The following is a 20,623-nucleotide window of genomic DNA, read 5'->3' as shown; positions in this document are numbered from 1 at the left end:
TGCAATACCTCCTAACTTTTATACAGGTATACTATACTGGCACAACCTTAAACCAACTTAAAATACACAAAAAAAACATCCTAATAAACGATATACATCTTTGTTTTGATAGGATGTTTTCATATGTACTATTTTATAAAGGAAACATAACTGTAATTTGTAAAGAGTGTTCGTCCTTTGTATCTGCTGTTATCTTTCCTTTATGTGCAGATACTGTTGCGGCCGCAATAGAAAGTCCTAAACCATATCCTCCTGTTTGAGAATTTCTAGAACTATCTGTTCGATAAAAACGCTCAAACAAATGGGAAATCTGTTCTTTAGAAATGTATTCTGTCGTATTAAATACAGATAAATATATACGATTTTTCTGTTTTTCTAATGTTACTGTAATTCTACCTTTTTCATTGGCATACTTTACTGCATTATCTAAAAGAATGGTTACCAAACTTCTTATTGCCTTTTCATCTCCTTTCATAGAAATCTTTGCCGCAATACTGCTGCTTAGAGTTTTTCCACACACTTTTGCTAAGGCTTGGAAAACATGGCATTCTTCCTCAACTATATCAGATAATGGAAACTCTATTTTCATTTCCTTTTCCTGTCTTTCCTCCATTTTAGAAAGCAGTATCAAAGCATTGGTTAAATCAGCTAGTCTTTTCGTTTGACTTTGAATATCTTTTAACCATTCATTTTCTCCATAGTCCATTTCTAAGATCTCTGTATCTGCATTTATAATTGTTAATGGTGTTTTTAATTCATGACCTGCATCTGTAATAAATCGTTTTTGTTTTTCATAGTTATCTGAAAACGGCTTTACAATTTTTGAAGAGAAATAAATCATTAATATAAGAACAGATAAAAGTCCTAGCACAGAAACTCCAAAAGCTGTGAGCAGAAAACTTTTAAAAGTATCCAGTTGGCGATCGCAATTTAGAAATATAATTTGTTCTCCACCTTTATAAGGATATCTCAAATACCTATAATTTTTATAAAATCCTCGATTTCTCTGTTTTTCCCAAACATTCTCAGCATATTCAATGGCTTCCATTGTATCAATAGATACTGTTTTTTCTGTATTTATAAAAACAACTTCTCCTTCATCATTAAATAATACAGAAAAATATCTTGATTCATAGGGTACTTCAGGAGACATGAAAGGGCGGTTTTTATTTTGATCAAATGGTATCTTTTTAGGAAACGTACCAGAATTTTCTTCTAAAACTTCAAGAACTCGATCTGCATCACGAACAATTTTCTTATAATTCAATACCCCTACGATTCCTTCTATTACACATAATACAAGCAACAAAGAAACCATAGAAGAAACGATCAACTTAATTCGCAGTTTTTTTATCATTTTTTTTGCTCCAATACATATCCCGCATTTCTTACAGCTTTAATTTGTATATTTGCATGAAGTGCGGTTAATTTTTTTCTTAAATATGAAATATATACCCAAACTACATTGATTTCTGCTTCACTATCATATCCCCATATCTTTTCTAGAAATCTTTCGGATGAAATAAGTTGATTTGGATTGCTCATCAATAACTCTAGTATTTGAAATTCTTTATTAGATAATCGATAATTTCCTGCAGTGCTAGAAAGTTCAAAACTTGTTTGATCCAATACTATGTTTCCCATACTTAACTTCGAATTCGATTGTCCCGTTTGTGTTCTAATTATAGCCCTAATTCGTGCCAGCAATTCTTTAGAGTGAAAAGGCTTTGCCAAATAATCATTAGCTCCTGCATCTAATCCTTCTACTTTATCATCTACTTCTGATTTAGCAGTTAATAAAAGTATGGGTATTAAGTTATTCCTCTTTCGTACATTTTTCAACACAGTTAATCCATCAATCTTTGGCATCATAATATCTAAAATAGCTATATCATAATTATCATTTTCAAGATATTCTAATGCACTTTCTCCATCATAAACTGCATCTACAGAATAATTATTTCTCTCTAATATCGTTACAAGTGCTTTCGATAATGCCTTTTCATCTTCTGCCAGTAATACTCTCATTTTCTTCTAACCTCCTTACTTCTTCTGTCTTATTTATAAATAGCATATTAACCTTAACTCTAGTTTAATTCCTTTCCTTTAGGTTTTATCCTATTATACATTTTGAAAGATAAAAAAACAAACCACGTTTAACATGGTCTGCCTTGATTTTCTATCCTCCTAATGTGACATCCTGCTGATCATACCAGACAATCGCATCATCAAAATCTTTATCCTGATAATCTGGCCATAGACGTTCCACAACATAAAAATCTGCATATACCGATTGTATCGGAAGCATGCCAGATAATCTTCTCATATTGCCCCAGCGAATAATTAAATCTATTCTTGAAATCTCTTTAGAATTTGGACCTTTTCCTTTCTCTATACCTGACAAATCCCAATCCCATCCATAATTCACTAAAAAATTTACTTTTATTTCCGGTTTTCCAATCTCTTTTCTTGTTGTATATTCTCGTAATTCTTCTGGAAAGTTTCCTGATTCTGTATTTCCAACAACAAGAAGAGAAACATTTCCTTCCTCTTTGATCAATCGCCATGCATCCACACATGCTTTTTGAAACGCTTCTTTCTGTTCTTTTGGTCTTTTGCAGTTATCGGTTGTAAAACCATAATATGTGATTTCAGATATTCCATATTCTTTCGCTTTTCTTAAAACCTGTACACCAGGAAACAATCCTTTTTGATAGCCATCTTTTTTCTTCATTTGATGTCCTTGTGCCCATCTTCGATTCCCATCTGGTATAATTGCGATATGTTTTGGTATTCTCAATTTCTATTTCCTTCCTTTCCTTCTTTTTAGTATAAGAATAGAAAGAAAAAAATATTCGTGAAATATTGTTTTTATCATCTAATACTATTAAAGTTTCATCCACAAAAAAAGGTCCTAAAGTTCTACTATCTTTGTGAACTTCAAGACCATTTCTTTTTATTCTAATTCCTTTAACTGTTTATCTATATCTGCAATTTTAGATGTTAAATCATCTGCCTGCTTTTGATACCTGTCTATATCTTCCTGTGCTTTTTTATCAGCTAAATCTGCTTCCTGTTTTTTCGAACTAGCTTCATTCATTTGCGTTTGCATGTTTAGAAATTCTGGCGCATTTTTAGCAGCATCAAGGTCTGCTTGTGCCTGTTCAACTTCTTTTTTAGCTGTCGCAATCAATGCTTCATCTCCAATATCAGTAGCATTTTTTAACGCATCTTGTTTTTCAGAAAGTGCTTTTTCTTTTGGTAAAATTTGATTCATTGAATATGTGTCAATTTGATTTTGTATATTTGTTAAGTTAGTGGCAGCTACATTTACATTCAATTCTGTTTTGGTTTTAGCTGTTTTTGCTTTTTCCAAATTTGATTTTGCTGTTTTTAACTGTCCTTCATATGTTTCTTTCTGCTGTTTTAAAGAAGCAATCTTCGAACTATTATCTTGAATATCTGTTACATCGCTGTCTTTATCACCATCTTCTGCAGGCAATGTTGGTTTTTCTTCTTTTACTGAAGTTGGCTCTTCTGTTTTTGGTTCATCTGATCCAAGGAAAGAATTTAAAGCATAACGCACACCAAAAAATGCACCAACAAGTAAAAGAACAACGAAGACACCTAAAATTCCATACGTGATGGCTTTGTTCATCTTCTTGGTTTTTTCAGTATTTTCCTCTTCGTCTTCTTCATCCTCTTCCTGTGGAATATCTTCAAAATTCATAACTCCATCATCTACAACAATCGTTGCATCTTCATCATCAAATGCATCTGTTTCAAAAGTTTCTTCTTCCACATTTCTAGTCATAACAATTGTTTTTTCTTCCTGTGCAGAAAGAGACTTTTTCCCATTCATTATGACCAGTGTCTTATCATCAGAAGATTGTGGTTTTTCTTCCTGTTTTGTTTCTTCTTTCTTTTGTGTAAAAATTGAAGAATGATAACTTTCTCCAGTTAAAGGATTTACATTTTCCTTTTCTTTTTCTTTGTTTTTTTCCTGTTCTTTCTGCTTTTTCATTTCTTCTATTTTTCTATGCAGTTCATCATCTTGACGATATGCATGGATCATTTTGGTAAGATCAACATCTTCATCATGCATTCTTTCATTTTCATCTTTATACATGTCTAATTCCTCCCAGTTCTATATCATTATATCATGACCTTGTTTTTCAAACTATATATACAAAAGATTTATAATCGCAAATGTATTATACGACAATTCTTAAGAAAATATATTTCTTTTTTCTTAAATACGTAAAAAATGTTTCAATCTATAATTATAATTTTATTTACATACCTTAAAAATATGTTATAATCGCATTGTTTTGTCATATTATACGAGGGAGTTTCTACATGAAATATTTAAAACAAATCTGTATTCTTATGGGAATTACCTTTCTTGCAGAGCTTATTCATATCTTGTTGCCTTTTCCGATACCTGCAAGTATCTATGGTCTTTTCCTTCTCTTTATCTTATTATCAACAAAGCTTCTAAAAATAGATGATATACGTGAAACCGCAAAATTTCTAATTGATTTTATGCCAATTATGTTTATCCCAGCTGCTGTCGCAATTATGGATTCATGGATAGAATTAAGTCCTGTTTTACATGCTGTAATATGGATTACGATATTAACTACTACCATTGTCATGGTTTTATCAGGACATGTGACACAGTTTGTAATTAAGAAAAAAGGAGAATAAATTATGGAACATTTTTTTATACAATCTGCCTTTTTCTCTCTTTTTATTAGTCTGATTGCATATCAGATTGGTTTATATTTAAAAAAGCGAACTGGATTTGCCTTATGCAATCCATTACTGATTGCAGTTATTCTTGTTATTCTGCTGTTATCCTTACTGGATATTGAATATGAAAGCTATAAAAAAGGAACTAACATTTTAAGCATGCTTTTAACTCCGGCAACTATATGTCTTGCTGTTCCTTTATATGAACAAGTTCATTTATTAAAAAAACATTCGACTGCTGTATTGGCAGGTGTCATTAGTGGAGCTGTTGGAAGTATGGCATCTGTTGCTATTTTATCTTTCCTTTTTCATTTATCTCATACGCATTATGTAACTTTATTGCCAAAATCTATTACAACAGCTATCGGTATGGATATTTCACAGGAATTTGGCGGTATCGTGACTATCACAGTAACTGTCATCATTATTACTGGAATCATTGGAAATGTCATTGCACAGCCTTTATGCAAGCTATTTCGTATTCATCATCCTATTGCCAAAGGTATTGCCATTGGAAGCAGTTCTCATGCGATTGGAACTGTTAAAGCTATGGAAATGGGAGAAATTGAAGGTGCTATGTCCAGTTTAGCTATTGTCGTTTCTGGTATCATAACCGTATTCTTGTTTCCTATTTTTAATTCTTTCTTATAATTAAATTACATATTCAACATTAAACTAAGAAAACCGTCAATATCCTCTGTTTAAGAGAACTTGACGGTTTTCTTTTTTTGACAGACATATTATTACCCTCTATAAATCATGTAAGTAAAACGACGTATGAACATACGTCTTGATAATTCATAGATATTTTTTCAGCAAATTTATCAGTTATATACTGAAAATCATAATACTAATTCCATAAGAATATACTTATCTTCATCAATCACACAAAATTTATTTTTTAACCAAAAAGCATAACTTTGAGGATTTCCTTTGTCAACTCCAAGATGTACTTTTTTATAGCCCAATGATTTTAAGTAACTACAGACATCCCTTATGATTTTTGAACCAGTTCCTTTCTTTTGATATTTTACACTCATCATAAACAATCCAATAAATGCAATATCTTCTGCAGGATAAGCTAAAATCAAGTCCATATAAGCAACCAAAATATTCTCTTCAAAAAAACCGATATAGTATTTATCCTCATAGCTCTTTTGAGGTGGTAGAGCCTCCATATCCTCTATTATGCTTTCTTTTGTTACAAATGGTGAATGATGTTTATAAAAAATATCATTTTCACAACTCAGTTCATAAATTATATCTACATCATGTATATCTAATCTGCGTACTATATAATCTTTGGATAATAAATGAAAATCCATCTCTATCCCTCCATCAGTCTTTAACTTTTCTATAGTATACCATCTATTTTTTAATCATTGTAATATAGTATTCAAAAATATTTCTTCATACTGTTACATTACAAAAACAGCAACAAACTAACTGCCATAACGATCATTCCTGAAATTAGACCATAAAGAGACAGATGATGATTTCCATATTCTTTTGCGGCTGGAAGCAATTCATCAAAAGATATAAATACCATGATACCAGCTACAAAACCAAAAAGTATTCCAGAAACCATATCGTTCATAATAGGCATTAAAAGCATATAGCCGATAAAAGCTCCCAGTGGTTCTGCCAGACCTGACAAGAAAGAATAGCGAAATGCTTTGCTTTTTGATCCAGTCGCATGGTAAATAGGAACAGATACAGCAATGCCTTCTGGAATATTATGAAGTGCTATGGCTATTACAATTGGTATGGCAATGCTGGCATCCTGCAATGCGGATACAAATGTCGCCAATCCTTCAGGAAAATTATGTATTCCAATCGCAATCGCGCTAACAATTCCCATACGCATAAGCTTCTTTGACTTTTTATCAATATCCTCAACCGATTTTACTTCATGTGGATTTTCCTCTTCAGGAATGATTTTATCAATTAACGCAATAAATAACATTCCTCCAAAAAAAGAAACTACTGTTATGAAACTTCCCATTTTCTGACCAAGCTGAAGCGTTAATAAATCTTTTGATTTTACAAATATTTCTATCATTGAAACATAGATCATAACACCTGCAGAAAACCCTAAACTAATGGATAAAAATCTTTTATTCGTATGTTTTGTTAAAAATGCAATACAACTTCCAATCCCTGTACTTAATCCTGCAAGCAATGTAACAAAAAATGCTAAGATAATAGAATTGTCCATGTAATCCCCTCCTATTTGTTAACTTAATCTAACTTTAAATTATCATCTTCCTGCTGGTATTGTCAAGAAATATGGTTCTCCTTAATATAAAAAAGCTTCTCTAGATACCTAAAGAAACTTTAGTTCATTGGATTATTTACAATTTTCATTTCATTAAAGGGATATAAAATATAAGCATTTTTCCCTATGATGTCTTCTTTATGAAAAGGTCCTACTGCCCTTGAATCATGAGATACAACACGATTGTCTCCCATCACAAAATATTCATCATCCTTTAAGGTAATTGGTCCAAAATCTTCTGTAAACTTTCTTCCCTGTGCACGAATGCTTTTTACATAGGAAGTATTTAAATAGGGCTCTTCCTGTGGCTCTCCATTGATATATAGAACATCATCTTTTGCATAAATCGTATCATGCGGAAGACCAATGACACGTTTTACCCAATTATCATCTGTTTCTTCATGATGAACAACCACAACATCAAAGCGATGGATTCCAAGATGTTTTGCGCTAAAAATATTAACAAATCCAACTTCCTCATCTTTTAGTGTTGGATACATGCTGTCTCCATCTACATGTACAGGTTTTAGAAGAAACTGTGTAAACAGAAAGACAATAACAAAACAAATTAAAAAGGTTTTTAAAAGATCAAGGAGTTCATATACAAAACGTGATTTTTTCTTTGAATGAATTTCGATATTGTTTTCTTCCATACATTACCTCCTCATTGTTATCTATTATATCACTTCAAAGACTATACATCTACTAAAATTATCCGACAAAAAAGACTGCCGAAGCAGTCAAATTATGACAAGTTATTTAAAATATCTGCCATGCGTTTTGCCAGTCCTTTGCATTTTTCAACACTTAAACTGCAAACCGCAACACGTATTCCTTTATTTACTTTTACAGTATAAATATGATTCTGCATCAAGGCTTCATGGAATTCATCTCTTATATTATTATCTTCCATTTTCACAGTTACAAAGAATCCTTCTTTATACGGATAGCAGGAAAGTCCGCATGCCTTAGCTTCTTCTACAAAGATTTCACTTCTTTCTTTTAATAGTTTGATATAGAATTCTTTTTCTTTCATATAAGCATTATGATTATCAGTTGTTACAAATGTAAAATTATCCATGGCGGCATTAGGAATATTAGACCAGGTAGCACGTGCTGCTTTTTCAAAAACGATTTCTACACTGCGTACTGCCTCTTTCGTTTTTGCCATTAAGATTGCTGCTCCACAGCGAAGCCCATAAGAGGTTAAAGACTTGCTGCAGCTAAATGCGATAACAACAAATACATTTTCATTAAACGCATCAAATGTTTTTATATAATCTCTAGAATGATCTACATCATAAGAATAATCTATATAGGCAATATCATTTAACAAAATAACAGGTGCTTTCTTTGCACATGCATTTAAAATTCTAACAACTTCTTCCCATTCCTCTTTTGTTAAAGAGTATCCGGTAGGATTATGACATGGGTCGTTAAGAACAACGAGAAGTTTTTTTTGTGTTTCTAGTATTTCTTCACATTTCTTTTGAAAATCAGAAATATTAAAATGATTTTCTTCAAATAAAGAATATGTTTTTACTTTTAAATTATCCATCGCAGCCATAAGCTTATAGCTTCCCCATGCGATTTCAGGCAATAACACACTCTCTCCTTCATCTAATATTTCCTGCAGTGTCAATGCGACAGCACCAGTTCCTCCAGGAGTCGCAATTACACTATGTTCCAATGTAGAACCACTTGGCTTTACGATCCAGTCATATACCTGTTTACGATAAGACTCATTTCCTACAAAGCTTCCTGCATACGCTGCCTTTGTTTCTTTCGCAATTTGATCATATGGTGTAAATACACTTTCAAAAGCAACGATACTTCCTTCCTCGTTATACAAAGAACCAATCGTTGCATCAACGACATTTTCTGCTCCTATTTTTGCTTTTGCTTCTTTTGCTTTTTTTACAATCGCAAAGACTGTGTCTTCAATCGGTGTCATATCCACCTTTGTTTTCACAAAACTCATGTTACTTACCCTCTTTCTTATATGTTCCTGCTACACGTACACTTTCACATACATCCTGCAGTTCTTTCAACATTTTCTGTGCTTTTTTTTCTTTTAACTCTCCATCTATTGCCGCATAAAAGTAATATTCCCATGGTTTATCTTTCATTGCTCTGGATAAAATACTTTCCATATTAAATCCCTGTCTGGCAATGATATTCATAGCCGAAACCAACGTCCCAGCCTTATGAGGTACAGAGAAAATAACACTAAACTCATTACCCTCCATTGTTAATTCTCTTCCTACGACAATAAAACGTGTAGTATTCTGCATGCTTGTGTTGATATTTTCCACAAGTACTTCCAAGCCATAAAGTTCTGCATTTTCTTTTGCGCCTATGGCTGCCTTGGTTTTATCCTGCATTCTAGCTACATATTCTGCAGCCATTGCGGTATTTGGATAAGAAATCAATTCATAGCCTCTTCCTTCTAAAAACTGCTTCGATTGTGAAATTGCCTGATCTTTTGAATATACCTGCTGGATATCCTCTAGTTTTGCCCCTTTGATTCCTAACAAATTTTGAGAGATTTTTAAATCATATATTTGTTGAATATACACCTGCTCATATTTCATTAAAAGATCAATAACTTCTCCCACTTCTCCACTATACGAATTTTCTACAGGAAGAACACCATATTCGATTTCCCCGGAAATAACTGCCTTTATAACGTCTTCAAAACTAGTATAACTTCTTTTTTTATAATGTGGAAACAGATGTTTTGCCGCAATACTGGAAAAAGCCCCCTCTACTCCCTGATAACCAACTACTTCTTTATGAAGAAGACTTTGCTGGTAATTGCGGGAAATACGCATCATATCCTTCATCATGGAAAGATAACTATCTTTATATTTTTCATTTTCAATATAGTTGACATTTCTATCCAGAACTTCTTGTTCACGACCTTGATCAAGAACAGGCAAAGCATGTTCCTGTTTATAATGTGCTACATCCTCCACCGCCTGCATACGTTTTTCAAATAATCTTGCGATTTCCTTATCTACTTCATTGATTTGTTTTCGTGCATCTTCCAGCAAACTCATACACTCACCTACTTTTCTTTCTTATTATAATATAAATTCATAAAGAAGCCTATCTTTTTATGAAAGATATTTCATATTATTACAATTTCTTTCATTATTATGTATTAAAAAACTGTGATATTCCTTACCACAGCATTTTAAGAATATATCACATAGTACTTTCAAAACCAACGAAAAGCAACAAAAGAAAAACGATTTGAAAGATGCCTAAATAAATCATATACATAGTAATACTTCTCTTTTCAAGAAATTTTTTCAAAAAGCTTAAGATTACCACAGGAAGTAAAAAAACATGGCGGCGAATAGAATAGAAATCATAATGGAATTGCTTTGTATTACATCCATATAACTTAATATCACAATTCCCTGCATGAGTAATAATATAGCTTTATATCCTGTGCAAGAATTGTGTTCTTTTATTTTATTAACTGCGATAAGATAAAGAGGAATTTCCCCAAATAACAATAAAATAGAAAATAACCTAAACATAGCCTGTACCTCTCCTTGCGCAAACCCCATACGTATGCCTCCTTTTTTCTAACATTATCCCAGTTTAAAACCTTTTGTCAATGAGAAACAAAGACTTTGCAGGATTCCTGTACTTACATACTTTTTTCTGTATGAGGAAAAGATAACATCTTTTACAAATTTTACCTTTGTCATCATTCTTTCATTTTTTTCATTTATTTTCATTTATTTCTTTATTCATCTTGTATTTAGAAGAAAAGTATATTATGATATAGAAAAGTGAGAGTGATACCATGTCTGTTAAACGATTTTATTATAATTTGAATTTTTCGTTATAAAGCCATTGATTTCATGGTTCTTTTTCACTTCTTTATAACGAATACAATTACATCGCTCACTTATAGCGATGTTTTTTCTTTATAGGAGGGATGTTTATGAAACTTCATGTAGATTTAAAAGAAAACGGTTATGATATTATTTTGGAAAGAGGATGTCTGTATCGAGTTAGTGATTATATAGATTTAAAACGTAAAGTAATGATCATTACAGATGATGGTGTTCCTTTATCTTATGCCAAGACGGTACAGGAACAATGTCAGAAAGGCTATATCCATATCATAAAACAAGGAGAAGAATCCAAAAGCCTGTCTGTTTTTCAAGAGTTGTGTGAGGATTTATTATCGCATGGATTTTCTAGAAAAGACTGTATTGTTGCCTTAGGCGGAGGTGTAGTAGGTGATGTCAGCGGTTATGTAGCCGCAAGTTATATGCGTGGTATTGATGTTATTCAGATTCCTACAACGACCCTGTCACAAATTGACAGCAGCATTGGTGGAAAAGTCGCAATCAATCTACAGGAAGTAAAAAATATCATTGGGGCATTTTATCAGCCTAAAGCCGTCTTTATTGATCCAGATACCTTAAAAACCCTTCCTATCCGTCATTTTCGAAATGGTCTTGTAGAAGCCTTGAAAGCAGGTCTTATACAGGATAAAGAGCTATTTGCCCTATTTGAAAGTGAATCTATCGAAGAACATTTGGAAGATATTCTTTATCGTTCCCTGCTTGTAAAGAAAAAAGTTGTAGAACAAGATGAAAAAGAATTAGGGTTACGTAAAATTTTAAACTTTGGACATACGATTGGACATGCGATTGAAAGTTATTATCATTTAGATAGCTACCTGCATGGAGAATGTGTATCCATGGGAATGTTATATTTTATAGAAGATGAAAAATTAAAAGAAAGAGTATTCAATGTTTATAAAAAACTGCATATGCCTGCTTTACCCTCTTTTGACAAAGAAAAAGTATATCAGCTTTTATGCAAAGATAAAAAAGCAAATGGAGATACAATTACGATAGTTAAAGTCAAAGAATGTGGAAAAGCAGTCTTAGAGGATATGCATCTTGAAGATATTAAGAAATATTTATAATAAGTGAGGTCGTTTATGAAAAATACATTTGGAAATCAATTAAGTGTGACAATATTTGGGGAAAGTCATGGCGATTGTATTGGTGCTGTCATGGATGGCTTAGCCCCAGGAATTGCCTTAGATTTGGATTTTATAAAACAGCAGATGGAAAAAAGAAAAGCAAAAGGAAACATCAGCACACAGCGAAAAGAAGCAGATGAAATTCATATCGTCAGTGGTTATTTTGAAGGATATACAACAGGTACACCCCTAACGATTCTTATTGAAAATACAAACACAAGAAGTCATGACTACGAAAAGACAAAAAACCGTCTTCGTCCTTCTCATGCAGATTATACAGCAGATATCAAATATCTGGGATACCAGGATTATCGAGGCGGCGGTCATTTTAGTGGAAGATTAACAGCTGTTCTTGTGGCTGCAGGTGCGATTGCCATGCAGGTTTTAAAAGAAAAAGGAATTCTAATTGGAAGTCATATCTTACAGTGTCATCATATCAAAGATGATAAATTTTCCACAAAAGAAGATATATTAGAAGAGCAGATATCACAAATGAACCAGTGTGATTTTGCGCTATTAAATCAAAAGAAAGCAGAAGAAATGCGCAAAGTCATAGAAGAAGCTGCCATGCAGGGGGATAGTGTTGGAGGAATCATTGAAACATGTGTCTTGCATATGCCAGAAGGAATCGGAGAGCCTTTCTTTGATTCTATAGAAAGTCACATATCTCATCTACTGTTTAGTGTGCCGGCAGTAAAAGGAGTAGAATTTGGAGAAGGTTTTGATTTTGCGAAGCTTTATGGAAGTGAGGCAAATGATGCGATATTGTTTGATGGAAAGGTAAAAACCGCTACCAACCATAATGGAGGAATCAATGGAGGAATTTCCAATGGAATGCCGATTTGTATCCGCAGTGTTATCAAACCTACTCCATCTATTTATAAACAGCAGGATACAATTGATAAAGAAACACATGAACCTGTAAAACTGCAGATTCAGGGAAGACATGATCCAGCTATCATACATCGTGCGCGTGTTGTAATTGACAGTATGGTTGCCATAGGGTTATTAGATCTTATCATGGAAAGAGAATCAACCCTTTCCATGTTGCACAACAGAAAAAGAAAGTAGGAATTATGATGATTATCTCTATGAAAAAACATGCTTCAAAAAAAGATATAGAGCATGTAATGCAGAAATTTAAAGATGCAGGATTACAAATACATGAAAGTATAGGAGAAAACTATAATGTATTTGGCATTGTTGGAGATACTTCCTGTATTGATATAGATCAAATAGAAGCCAATCCTTATGTAGAACATGTACAGCGAATTGCGGCACCTTATAAGCTTGCGAACCGTATGTTTCATCCACAGGATACTATCGTGGATGTAAATGGTATTCACATTGGCGGAAAAAAACCAATCGTTGTCATTGGAGGACCTTGCAGTGTAGAAAGTGAAGAAATGATTGAACGTATCGCCTATAAAGTAAAAGAAGCAGGTGCGTGTATGCTTCGTGGTGGTGCCTACAAACCTCGTACTTCTCCTTATGCTTTTCAAGGTATGGGAACACAAGGGATTCTCGCCATGGAAAAAGCAGGTAAAAAAACTGGACTTCCTATCGTTAGTGAGCTTATGAGTGCAGATAAGCTGGATGAATTCATCGAACATGTCGATGTCATTCAAATTGGTGCTCGCAATATGCAAAACTTTGACTTGTTAAAAGCTGTAGGAAAAACAAAAAAACCAATCCTTTTAAAAAGAGGACTTGCCAACACAATTGAAGAATGGATCATGGCAGCAGAATACATCCTGTCAGAAGGAAATCCAAATGTTATCTTCTGTGAGCGAGGCATACGAACCTTTGAACCATACACAAGAAATACATTAGATCTTAGTGTCATTCCTATCATCAAAGAAAAAACACACCTGCCGATCATCATAGATCCAAGCCATGCCACAGGAGACTGGAAACTGGTAGAATCTGCCTCTTTGGCAGCCATCGCAGCAGGTGCAGATGGACTTATCATTGAGGTTCATGATGATCCAGAAAATGCGATGAGTGATGGTGTACAAAGTTTACTTCCAGAAAAATTTGATGCATTAGTAGAAAAAGGAAGAAAGATTGCACATGTTTTAGGGAGGGATCTTTTATGAAAGTAAAAATTAAACCTTCTACATGCAGTGGAAGCATCACGATACCACCAAGCAAAAGCATGGCCCATCGTGCCATCATATGTGCTTCTTTAACAAACGGCCATAGCGTAATATCCAATGTAGACTACTCCCAAGACATTCTTGCGACAATCCAAGGTATGCGAAAGTTAGGAGCGCTCATCAAACAAGACGGACATACGCTTCATATTGATGGAATTTGTGATTTTCAACATATAAAGGACACGCATATTCATTGTAAGGAATCTGGTTCCACCCTGCGTTTTTTTATTCCGATTTTTTCCCTATGTAATCAACCCATCACCTTTAGCGGAGAAGGAAGACTTATGCAGCGCCCACAAAAAGTATACGAAGAAATCTTTCAAAAACAAGGTTTGCCTTTCCTTCAAAACAATGATGAAATATGTATATCCTCTTCGCTTAAACCAGACAACTTTGTATTAAAAGGAGATATTAGTTCTCAGTTTATCAGTGGACTATTATTTACACTTCCTTTATTAAAAGAAGATTCTACGATTCAAATTCTTCCCCCTTTTGAATCTCGATCTTATGTACAATTAACATTGCAGATGTTAGAAGCCTTTGGAATTCATGCTTACTTTAAAGAAGAAAATCTTATCTATATACCAGGCAATCAAACATATAAACCATGTAACTATACCGTAGAAGGAGATTTCTCTCAATTTGCCTTTTTTGCTGTACTTGCCTCTATACAAAATGATTTATATATCAAAGGAGTCAATCCATCATCTAGGCAGGGGGATAAACAAATACTGACAATTTTAAAAGACTTTGGTATACAAGTAGAAGAAAAAAAAGAAGGTTATCTTGTACGTAAAGGAATCCCTAAAGGTTCCTATATTGATTTAGGAAACTGTCCAGATTTAGGACCAATTTTATGTGTACTTGGTATGTATGCACAAAAGGAAACACATATTGCACATGCGAAAAGACTGCGTATGAAAGAAAGTGATCGTATTTTGGCAATGGAAGAAGAACTCCATAAGTTTCATGTCGATATACGATCTGGTGAAGATGATATTTATATAAAAGGAAATCAAACATATGTTTGTGAAAAAGAACTGTATGGACATAATGATCATCGCATCGTTATGGCATTATGTATCGCAGGATTATGTGCAAATAAAGAAATAATCATAGATGGTGCACAAGCTATCAATAAAAGTTATCCTTCCTTTTTTGAAGATATTATTTCCATACAAGGAAAGGTGGAATATATATGATAGATCAGAACACACGTTTTCTCATAGTAGGTCTAGGGCTCATAGGTGGAAGCTATGCAATGGGTTTAAAGAAAAAAGGATACCATGTAGATGCCATTGATATACAAGAAGAAAGTATTTCCTATGCTTTACAAAACAATCTTATTGATCATGGTTCTACATATGATACAGCACTTATTCAACAAGCAGATATCATCATTAGTGCCTTATATCCAAAAGCTATGGTTACATGGATCAAAAACAATCAAAAGCATATGAAACCTCATGCATTCATTAGTGATGTCAGTGGTGTAAAAAGTGGTATCGTTGAAGAAATACAAAACTTTTTGCGCGATGATTTACATTTCTGTGCAAGTCATCCGATGGCAGGAAAAGAAGTAAGTGGTGTTCAAAATGCAGATGATACAATATTTCACAGTGCAAATTTTATCATAACTCCAACAGCCAAAAACACGCAGCAAGATATTTCCTGTTTAAAAGACCTTGCGCACATCTTAGAATTTTCTCACATTAGTATCTTAACTTTAGAAGAACATGACACCATGATTGGCTTTTTATCTCAACTAACTCATGTGATTGCCGTATCGCTAATGAATACAAACGACAACACCCATCTTGTAGATTATACAGGAGACAGTTTTCGAGATCTTACCAGAATTGCGAAAATTAACGAAAATATGTGGAGTGAACTTTTTTTCTTAAATAAAGATATCTTAATTCAGGAAATTGATTCTTTTATGAAAGAAGTAGAAAACTTAAAAACAAAATTAGTAGAACATGATGAAGAAGGGTTAAAAACTCTATTTCGTCAATCTACCAAAAGAAGAAAGCTATTTGATCGTTAACAAACATCCTATATTTAAAAACAATTTTATAAAATGCATCCACAGTAACTAAAATGTGGAAAATGGAGGAAATTATGAAAGAATGTAAAACTGTATCAACATCTCTATGTATGTATTTTTTATTAACTCTGCTTTTTTCAATACCATTTTCCGCTGTTCTTGCAGGGCTTGGTATTAAAGCAGATTTAAGTATACAGCTATTATCTATTTTGACAACCATCTGTGTTATACCTATTCTTATAAAAAGATATACAAGAAAATTAGAAATAACCATTCCTTTTGATAAACACCTTAACTTATCATTTTCTAAAGTTCTCTACTATACGCTCATTAGTATTGGATCTTCAATGATTTTAGGAATCCTGACAAATCTTATAAACCTTCTATTACTTCAGTTTGATCTGCAAATGACAATGCCAGATTTATCCTTTAAAAATGATGCTTTTTACAATATGATCATAATCCTTTCTGTCTGTGTTATTGCGCCTGTTTTTGAAGAATTATTCTTTCGTGGCTTTATCCTTCAAGCATTAAAGCGACATGGCAATGTATTTGCGATTATCACAACAAGTATTCTATTCGCCCTGCTTCATGGAAATCTAGTACAAGCTATTCCTGTATTCGCCTTAAGTATTGTTATTTCTTATTCTGTCATACGAACGAATAATGTACTCATTGGAATATTAATACACTTTCTAAATAACAGTTTATCTATTTTTGAACTTTTCTTTGTGAAAAATGTTGTTATTTCAGCTATATTTTTATTAGTATCTATTGGATTTATTATATTTACCATTTCCACAATCATCAAAAAAAGAACAATGATTTTAAATTACTATCACTTGTACAAAGGAAAAAATATCACTTATTTCTTTAAGAATTGGGTTTCCATCGTATTTCTAGTTCTTACTCTGCTTATGACAGCCACTAGCTTTATAAAAATATAAAACAACGAATTATTTCTCGATTAACCAAAGAATAAGTTGAGTTCTTACCCAAAAAACTGTAACAATCTTTTTGTTACAGTTTTTATCATATCGCTATCTACTCTCTTTCCTGAATCGTAATATGTACAAAATCTTTATCATTTTTTTGAATCTTTTGACGAATTTCTTTTGTAATACCAATGATGTAACAAATGCTTCCATCCGGATTCTTTAATCCCATGTTCACAACACTTCCATCATATGGTTCTCCATCAAATGTTGTATGTACCTTAACACGGCCTTTCCCAAACTCTTCTTTCACATTCCATGGGAAGATAACATATGCCCCTCCCTTTTCAGGGATACAATGAATACACGCATCATATTCATATATTTTTTTATTCATTTTTACCTCACTTGTTTATTTTCGTAAAATCTTATCCATTGATTTTCCTTTCGCAAGTTCATCTATTAGTTTATCCAGATAACGTATTTTCTGCATTAGCGGATCTTCAATTTCCTCTACACGTACCCCACACACGACACCTTTAATTAAAGAAACATTTGGATGTATGCATGGTGCTTCGTTAAAAAATGTTTCAAAATCAACCTGTTTATCTAATTGATTCTGTAAAGTTTCTTTATCATATCCGCAAAGCCAGCAAATAATCGTATCAACTTCTTCTTTTGTACGATGTTTTCTTTCTGCCTTTTGAACATACAAAGGATATACACTTGCGAAACTGGCAGTAAATATTTTATGGTTCATGATACAACACTCCTGTTCTATCTATTTTCAACCCTATTCTACCATAACGTTTTTTATTTTACTATGTACAGGTTATCCTTCTCAAATATTCTGCCCTGTATCTTTTCATATTATGCTTCAACAAACGAAAAATTATGCTTTACGGCTTGTTTTATAGTGGCTGTTTTCTTTATTTTGTTTTATAATTTACTGGATGTGAGGAGGAACTATATGAATACAATGAAAAAATTCATTCGTTATTATAAACCATATAAAACGATATTCTTTTTAGATATGTTTTGTGCTTTAGTTATAAGTTTAATCGATTTAGCATTTCCACAAATCTTAAACTATTTAAACGCTACATTTTATCTACAAAGCAAAGACGCTATTATGAAAGGATTATTATACTTAGCTATTGGTCTTTTCGTGATGTATGTAATTCGCAGTATTTGCCGTTATTATGTAAGTGCTCAGGGGCATATCATGGGTTCTAGAATGGAAAGTGATATGCGTCAGGAACTGTTTGATCAATTTGAACGTTTATCTTTCTCTTACTATGATGAAAATAACACTGGTGAAATGATGAGTAAACTCGTTAGTGACTTATTTGACATTTCAGAATTTGCTCACCATGGTCCTGAAAATATTTTTATCTCTTTGTTGAAGATATTTGGATCATTTCTATTACTTCTTTATATACATGTGCCTTTAACAATTATTCTTATGATTGTAACCATTTGCATGTTATTGTTCTCTTTAGCACAAAACAAAAAAATGCAGGCAACCTTTATGGATAATCGTAAAAAGATTGCTGGTGTAAATGCTAGATTACAAGATTCTCTGGCAGGAATACGTGTAGTAAAATCTTTTGCGAATGAAGATATTGAAAGAAATAAATTCTCTGAAAGCAATCTGCAGTTCTTACATTCAAAAATCAACAACTATCACTGTATGGGTAGATTTCATGCAGGTAACAACTTTTTTCAGGGAATGTTATATCTTACTATTCTAGTTGCTGGTGGATACTTTATTGCACAGGGAACACTAAGTCCTGTTTCTTTGGCAACCTATGCTTTATATATTAATATCTTTGTAGCTCCAATCGAAGTATTAGTAGAATTTACAGAAATGTTTCAAAAAGGGTTCTCAGGTTTTCGTCGTTTCCTAGATGTCATGGAAACAAAACCAGAAATTCGTGATTGCGTGGATGCACAAGATCTAACAGATGTAGAAGGAGTCATTGATTATCATAATGTTTCTTTCTCTTATAATGCAGATGAACCTGTCTTAGAGAATGAAAACATCCATATTGATGCAGGTAAATCGATTGCCCTTGTTGGTCCAAGTGGAGGAGGTAAAACAACAATTTGTTCTTTACTGCCACGTTTTTATGATGTATGTGAAGGTTCTATTACTATTGATGGAAAAGATATTCGTAGTCTAACATTAAATAGCTTAAGAAAAGCAATTGGTATCGTTCAACAGGATGTTTACTTATTTACCGGCAGCATTTTAGAAAATATTGCCTATGGAAGACCCGATGCCAGCAAAGAAGAAATTATTGATGCGGCTAAAAAAGCTAATATCCATGACTTTATTATGAGTTTACCTGATGGTTATGATACCTATGTTGGAGAGCGTGGAACACGTTTATCTGGAGGTCAAAAACAACGTATTTCAATTGCTCGCGTATTCTTAAAAGATCCTAAAATCCTAATTTTAGATGAAGCTACTTCCGCTTTGGATAATGAAAGCGAAAGACATATTCAAAAGAGTCTAGAAGAATTAGCAAAAAATCGTACTTGTATTACGATTGCCCATCGATTATCTACGATTCGACATGCAGATGAAATTATCGTTATTGGTGAAAATGGTATGGAAGAAAGAGGTACTCACGAACAATTATTAAAAGAAAATGGTGTATACGCTAATTATTACCGATTGCAATTTGAAGGATTAGATGATTAATATGAAGATTCAAGATATTTTAAAAGGATATGACATTATGATAGATTGCGTACCACTTTCTATTACAGAACCTGGCTATGCATACCTAAATGCCTGTGATACAGGCATTTGGGTAATTACATTTAATTATAAACACTTAGATGTAGAAAGAGATTTTGTTACTATACAACAAATAATTGATGTATTCGAAAACAATAGTTCTTATTATAAAACCTCTAAAGAAAAGTACGAAAAAGAACTTCCTGAAATATTATCAATATTGAAAAAGCAAGATCCTACAACAAAAATATATTTTATTTAATAAGCAGGTTCAAATAACCTGTTTATTTTTTTATGAATACTACTATGTTAATAGTATCCGCCATTTTAAGGCACTTTAAGAGGTGATTTTAATAAAATAAACTAAAATCATATCCCTTAACAAAAACACGTTCTAAGACCTCTAAAATGCCCCTTTTTATGCATTCTAGTTTTATTTGTTATAAAATATCAACTTATACACTCATTTCTTCACTAAACGCCATCAAATAAAAAAAGCCATGGTGTAGAACCATGATATAAAAAAAGAGCCGCAAGGCTCAAAAAGGAACTGGCGACGTGCTATCTTCACCAGAGCACGTCTGGATATTGTCGCCGCTGAAGTGCTTAACTTCTGTGTTCGGGATGAGAACAGGTGTGTCCACTTCGCCATCATCACCAGATCCCTGAAGGTTCGA

At 33.0% G+C, this 20,623-nt stretch carries 22 protein-coding genes and 1 rRNA gene; 10 read left to right on the top strand and 13 right to left on the bottom strand.

The window, feature by feature from the left end:
- Positions 1-133: 133 nt before the first annotated feature.
- The 4 genes from A9CBEGH2_RS10780 to A9CBEGH2_RS10765 form a co-directional block, all read right to left on the bottom strand.
- Complete coding sequence (locus tag A9CBEGH2_RS10780) at positions 134-1,357, bottom strand: sensor histidine kinase (RefSeq protein ID WP_118277006.1); 1,224 nt, start codon at positions 1,355-1,357, stop codon at positions 134-136.
- Positions 1,354-2,028, bottom strand: a complete 675-nt coding sequence (locus A9CBEGH2_RS10775; protein WP_115715943.1) for a response regulator transcription factor — start codon at positions 2,026-2,028, stop codon at positions 1,354-1,356. Before A9CBEGH2_RS10775 ends, A9CBEGH2_RS10780 begins: the two co-directional genes overlap by 4 nt.
- Before the next feature lie 151 nt (positions 2,029-2,179).
- Positions 2,180-2,800, bottom strand: coding sequence for an undecaprenyl diphosphate synthase family protein (locus A9CBEGH2_RS10770; RefSeq protein ID WP_115715944.1), 621 nt, complete (start codon positions 2,798-2,800; stop codon positions 2,180-2,182).
- Between the two features lie 156 nt (positions 2,801-2,956).
- Positions 2,957-4,129 carry a hypothetical protein gene (locus tag A9CBEGH2_RS10765; protein WP_163104771.1) on the bottom strand — a complete coding sequence of 391 codons (1,173 nt, stop codon included), beginning with the start codon at positions 4,127-4,129 and terminating at the stop codon, positions 2,957-2,959.
- 230 nt (positions 4,130-4,359) lie between these two features.
- Here A9CBEGH2_RS10765 and A9CBEGH2_RS10760 point away from each other — a divergent pair, with 230 nt between their 5' ends.
- Complete coding sequence (locus tag A9CBEGH2_RS10760; RefSeq protein WP_163104769.1) at positions 4,360-4,710, top strand: CidA/LrgA family protein; 351 nt, start codon at positions 4,360-4,362, stop codon at positions 4,708-4,710.
- Positions 4,711-4,713: 3 nt separating this feature from the next.
- The gene (locus A9CBEGH2_RS10755) at positions 4,714-5,406 is read left to right on the top strand and encodes an LrgB family protein (RefSeq protein WP_115715947.1); all 693 of its coding nucleotides are present in this window, start codon (positions 4,714-4,716) and stop codon (positions 5,404-5,406) included.
- 191 nt (positions 5,407-5,597) lie between these two features.
- On the opposite strand, the gene A9CBEGH2_RS10750 is transcribed toward A9CBEGH2_RS10755, so the two are convergent.
- The 6 genes from A9CBEGH2_RS10750 to A9CBEGH2_RS10725 all read right to left on the bottom strand — a co-directional run bounded on the left by A9CBEGH2_RS10750 (position 5,598) and on the right by A9CBEGH2_RS10725 (position 10,614).
- Positions 5,598-6,080, bottom strand: a complete 483-nt coding sequence (locus A9CBEGH2_RS10750) for a GNAT family N-acetyltransferase (protein ID WP_197739431.1) — start codon at positions 6,078-6,080, stop codon at positions 5,598-5,600.
- A 98-nt stretch (positions 6,081-6,178) separates the two neighbouring features.
- Positions 6,179-6,973: a zinc transporter ZupT gene (gene zupT / locus A9CBEGH2_RS10745; protein ID WP_163104767.1), complete on the bottom strand. Its 795-nt coding sequence runs from the start codon at positions 6,971-6,973 to the stop codon at positions 6,179-6,181.
- A gap of 119 nt (positions 6,974-7,092) precedes the next feature.
- A complete protein-coding gene (lepB, locus tag A9CBEGH2_RS10740) occupies positions 7,093-7,686 on the bottom strand; it encodes a signal peptidase I (RefSeq protein WP_115715950.1) in 594 nt (197 codons plus the stop codon).
- Between the two features lie 92 nt (positions 7,687-7,778).
- Entirely contained in the window at positions 7,779-9,014 is a 1,236-nt protein-coding gene (locus A9CBEGH2_RS10735; RefSeq protein ID WP_118277747.1) for a pyridoxal phosphate-dependent aminotransferase, read from the bottom strand.
- 1 nt (position 9,015) lies between these two features.
- Positions 9,016-10,095: a chorismate mutase gene (locus tag A9CBEGH2_RS10730; protein WP_118277748.1), complete on the bottom strand. Its 1,080-nt coding sequence runs from the start codon at positions 10,093-10,095 to the stop codon at positions 9,016-9,018.
- A 270-nt stretch (positions 10,096-10,365) separates the two neighbouring features.
- Positions 10,366-10,614 carry a hypothetical protein gene (locus A9CBEGH2_RS10725; protein WP_118277749.1) on the bottom strand — a complete coding sequence of 83 codons (249 nt, stop codon included), beginning with the start codon at positions 10,612-10,614 and terminating at the stop codon, positions 10,366-10,368.
- A 383-nt stretch (positions 10,615-10,997) separates the two neighbouring features.
- Between A9CBEGH2_RS10725 and aroB the strand changes: the two genes are divergently transcribed.
- The 6 genes from aroB (at position 10,998) to A9CBEGH2_RS10695 (ending at position 17,209) form a co-directional block, all read left to right on the top strand.
- A complete protein-coding gene (gene aroB / locus A9CBEGH2_RS10720; RefSeq protein ID WP_163052312.1) occupies positions 10,998-11,996 on the top strand; it encodes a 3-dehydroquinate synthase in 999 nt (332 codons plus the stop codon).
- A 15-nt stretch (positions 11,997-12,011) separates the two neighbouring features.
- Positions 12,012-13,127 carry a chorismate synthase gene (gene aroC / locus A9CBEGH2_RS10715; RefSeq protein ID WP_163052311.1) on the top strand — a complete coding sequence of 372 codons (1,116 nt, stop codon included), beginning with the start codon at positions 12,012-12,014 and terminating at the stop codon, positions 13,125-13,127.
- A gap of 8 nt (positions 13,128-13,135) precedes the next feature.
- Positions 13,136-14,155, top strand: a complete 1,020-nt coding sequence (gene aroF / locus A9CBEGH2_RS10710; protein WP_163052697.1) for a 3-deoxy-7-phosphoheptulonate synthase — start codon at positions 13,136-13,138, stop codon at positions 14,153-14,155.
- Entirely contained in the window at positions 14,152-15,417 is a 1,266-nt protein-coding gene (gene aroA / locus A9CBEGH2_RS10705; RefSeq protein WP_163104765.1) for a 3-phosphoshikimate 1-carboxyvinyltransferase, read from the top strand. Before aroF ends, aroA begins: the two co-directional genes overlap by 4 nt.
- Positions 15,414-16,262, top strand: a complete 849-nt coding sequence (locus tag A9CBEGH2_RS10700) for a prephenate dehydrogenase (protein ID WP_115715957.1) — start codon at positions 15,414-15,416, stop codon at positions 16,260-16,262. Before aroA ends, A9CBEGH2_RS10700 begins: the two co-directional genes overlap by 4 nt.
- Positions 16,263-16,336: 74 nt before the next feature.
- Positions 16,337-17,209 carry a CPBP family intramembrane glutamic endopeptidase gene (locus A9CBEGH2_RS10695; RefSeq protein ID WP_163104763.1) on the top strand — a complete coding sequence of 291 codons (873 nt, stop codon included), beginning with the start codon at positions 16,337-16,339 and terminating at the stop codon, positions 17,207-17,209.
- A gap of 97 nt (positions 17,210-17,306) precedes the next feature.
- Here A9CBEGH2_RS10695 and A9CBEGH2_RS10690 read toward each other — a convergent pair whose 3' ends face one another.
- Positions 17,307-17,594, bottom strand: a complete 288-nt coding sequence (locus A9CBEGH2_RS10690) for a DUF1905 domain-containing protein (protein WP_118362194.1) — start codon at positions 17,592-17,594, stop codon at positions 17,307-17,309.
- 15 nt (positions 17,595-17,609) lie between these two features.
- On the bottom strand, positions 17,610-17,957 hold the full coding sequence (locus A9CBEGH2_RS10685) for a DUF2200 domain-containing protein (protein ID WP_115715960.1): 348 nt from the start codon (positions 17,955-17,957) through the stop codon (positions 17,610-17,612).
- Positions 17,958-18,167: 210 nt separating this feature from the next.
- On the opposite strand from A9CBEGH2_RS10685, the gene A9CBEGH2_RS10680 reads away from it, so the two are divergent.
- Entirely contained in the window at positions 18,168-19,907 is a 1,740-nt protein-coding gene (locus tag A9CBEGH2_RS10680; protein ID WP_118362193.1) for an ABC transporter ATP-binding protein, read from the top strand.
- A complete protein-coding gene (locus A9CBEGH2_RS10675) occupies positions 19,900-20,208 on the top strand; it encodes a hypothetical protein (RefSeq protein ID WP_118362192.1) in 309 nt (102 codons plus the stop codon). Before A9CBEGH2_RS10680 ends, A9CBEGH2_RS10675 begins: the two co-directional genes overlap by 8 nt.
- Positions 20,209-20,494: 286 nt before the next feature.
- Here A9CBEGH2_RS10675 and rrf read toward each other — a convergent pair.
- Positions 20,495-20,608, bottom strand: a 5S ribosomal RNA gene (gene rrf / locus A9CBEGH2_RS10670).
- Positions 20,609-20,623: the final 15 nt, after the last annotated feature.

Source organism: Amedibacterium intestinale (genome assembly GCF_010537335.1).
GTDB classification, from domain to species: Bacteria; Bacillota_I; Bacilli_A; order Erysipelotrichales; family Erysipelotrichaceae; genus Amedibacterium; species Amedibacterium intestinale.
This window is presented reverse-complemented; position numbering and strand designations above follow the sequence as displayed.

What these genes read in the sequence shown, in the direction of transcription:
- A9CBEGH2_RS10755 (WP_115715947.1), top strand. Translation starts at nt 4,714, where the DNA reads ATGGAACATTTTTTTATACAATCTGCCTTTTTCTCTCTTTTTATTAGT.
- A9CBEGH2_RS10780 (WP_118277006.1), bottom strand. Translation starts at nt 1,357, where the DNA reads ATGATAAAAAAACTGCGAATTAAGTTGATCGTTTCTTCTATGGTTTCT.
- zupT (WP_163104767.1), bottom strand. Translation starts at nt 6,973, where the DNA reads ATGGACAATTCTATTATCTTAGCATTTTTTGTTACATTGCTTGCAGGA.
- A9CBEGH2_RS10695 (WP_163104763.1), top strand. Translation starts at nt 16,337, where the DNA reads ATGAAAGAATGTAAAACTGTATCAACATCTCTATGTATGTATTTTTTA.
- A9CBEGH2_RS10760 (WP_163104769.1), top strand. Translation starts at nt 4,360, where the DNA reads ATGAAATATTTAAAACAAATCTGTATTCTTATGGGAATTACCTTTCTT.
- aroF (WP_163052697.1), top strand. Translation starts at nt 13,136, where the DNA reads ATGATTATCTCTATGAAAAAACATGCTTCAAAAAAAGATATAGAGCAT.
- A9CBEGH2_RS10700 (WP_115715957.1), top strand. Translation starts at nt 15,414, where the DNA reads ATGATAGATCAGAACACACGTTTTCTCATAGTAGGTCTAGGGCTCATA.
- aroA (WP_163104765.1), top strand. Translation starts at nt 14,152, where the DNA reads ATGAAAGTAAAAATTAAACCTTCTACATGCAGTGGAAGCATCACGATA.
- lepB (WP_115715950.1), bottom strand. Translation starts at nt 7,686, where the DNA reads ATGGAAGAAAACAATATCGAAATTCATTCAAAGAAAAAATCACGTTTT.
- A9CBEGH2_RS10725 (WP_118277749.1), bottom strand. Translation starts at nt 10,614, where the DNA reads ATGGGGTTTGCGCAAGGAGAGGTACAGGCTATGTTTAGGTTATTTTCT.
- A9CBEGH2_RS10690 (WP_118362194.1), bottom strand. Translation starts at nt 17,594, where the DNA reads ATGAATAAAAAAATATATGAATATGATGCGTGTATTCATTGTATCCCT.
- A9CBEGH2_RS10765 (WP_163104771.1), bottom strand. Translation starts at nt 4,129, where the DNA reads ATGTATAAAGATGAAAATGAAAGAATGCATGATGAAGATGTTGATCTT.
- A9CBEGH2_RS10735 (WP_118277747.1), bottom strand. Translation starts at nt 9,014, where the DNA reads ATGAGTTTTGTGAAAACAAAGGTGGATATGACACCGATTGAAGACACA.
- aroB (WP_163052312.1), top strand. Translation starts at nt 10,998, where the DNA reads ATGAAACTTCATGTAGATTTAAAAGAAAACGGTTATGATATTATTTTG.
- A9CBEGH2_RS10775 (WP_115715943.1), bottom strand. Translation starts at nt 2,028, where the DNA reads ATGAGAGTATTACTGGCAGAAGATGAAAAGGCATTATCGAAAGCACTT.
- A9CBEGH2_RS10680 (WP_118362193.1), top strand. Translation starts at nt 18,168, where the DNA reads ATGAATACAATGAAAAAATTCATTCGTTATTATAAACCATATAAAACG.
- A9CBEGH2_RS10675 (WP_118362192.1), top strand. Translation starts at nt 19,900, where the DNA reads ATGATTAATATGAAGATTCAAGATATTTTAAAAGGATATGACATTATG.
- A9CBEGH2_RS10685 (WP_115715960.1), bottom strand. Translation starts at nt 17,957, where the DNA reads ATGAACCATAAAATATTTACTGCCAGTTTCGCAAGTGTATATCCTTTG.
- A9CBEGH2_RS10730 (WP_118277748.1), bottom strand. Translation starts at nt 10,095, where the DNA reads ATGAGTTTGCTGGAAGATGCACGAAAACAAATCAATGAAGTAGATAAG.
- A9CBEGH2_RS10750 (WP_197739431.1), bottom strand. Translation starts at nt 6,080, where the DNA reads ATGGATTTTCATTTATTATCCAAAGATTATATAGTACGCAGATTAGAT.
- aroC (WP_163052311.1), top strand. Translation starts at nt 12,012, where the DNA reads ATGAAAAATACATTTGGAAATCAATTAAGTGTGACAATATTTGGGGAA.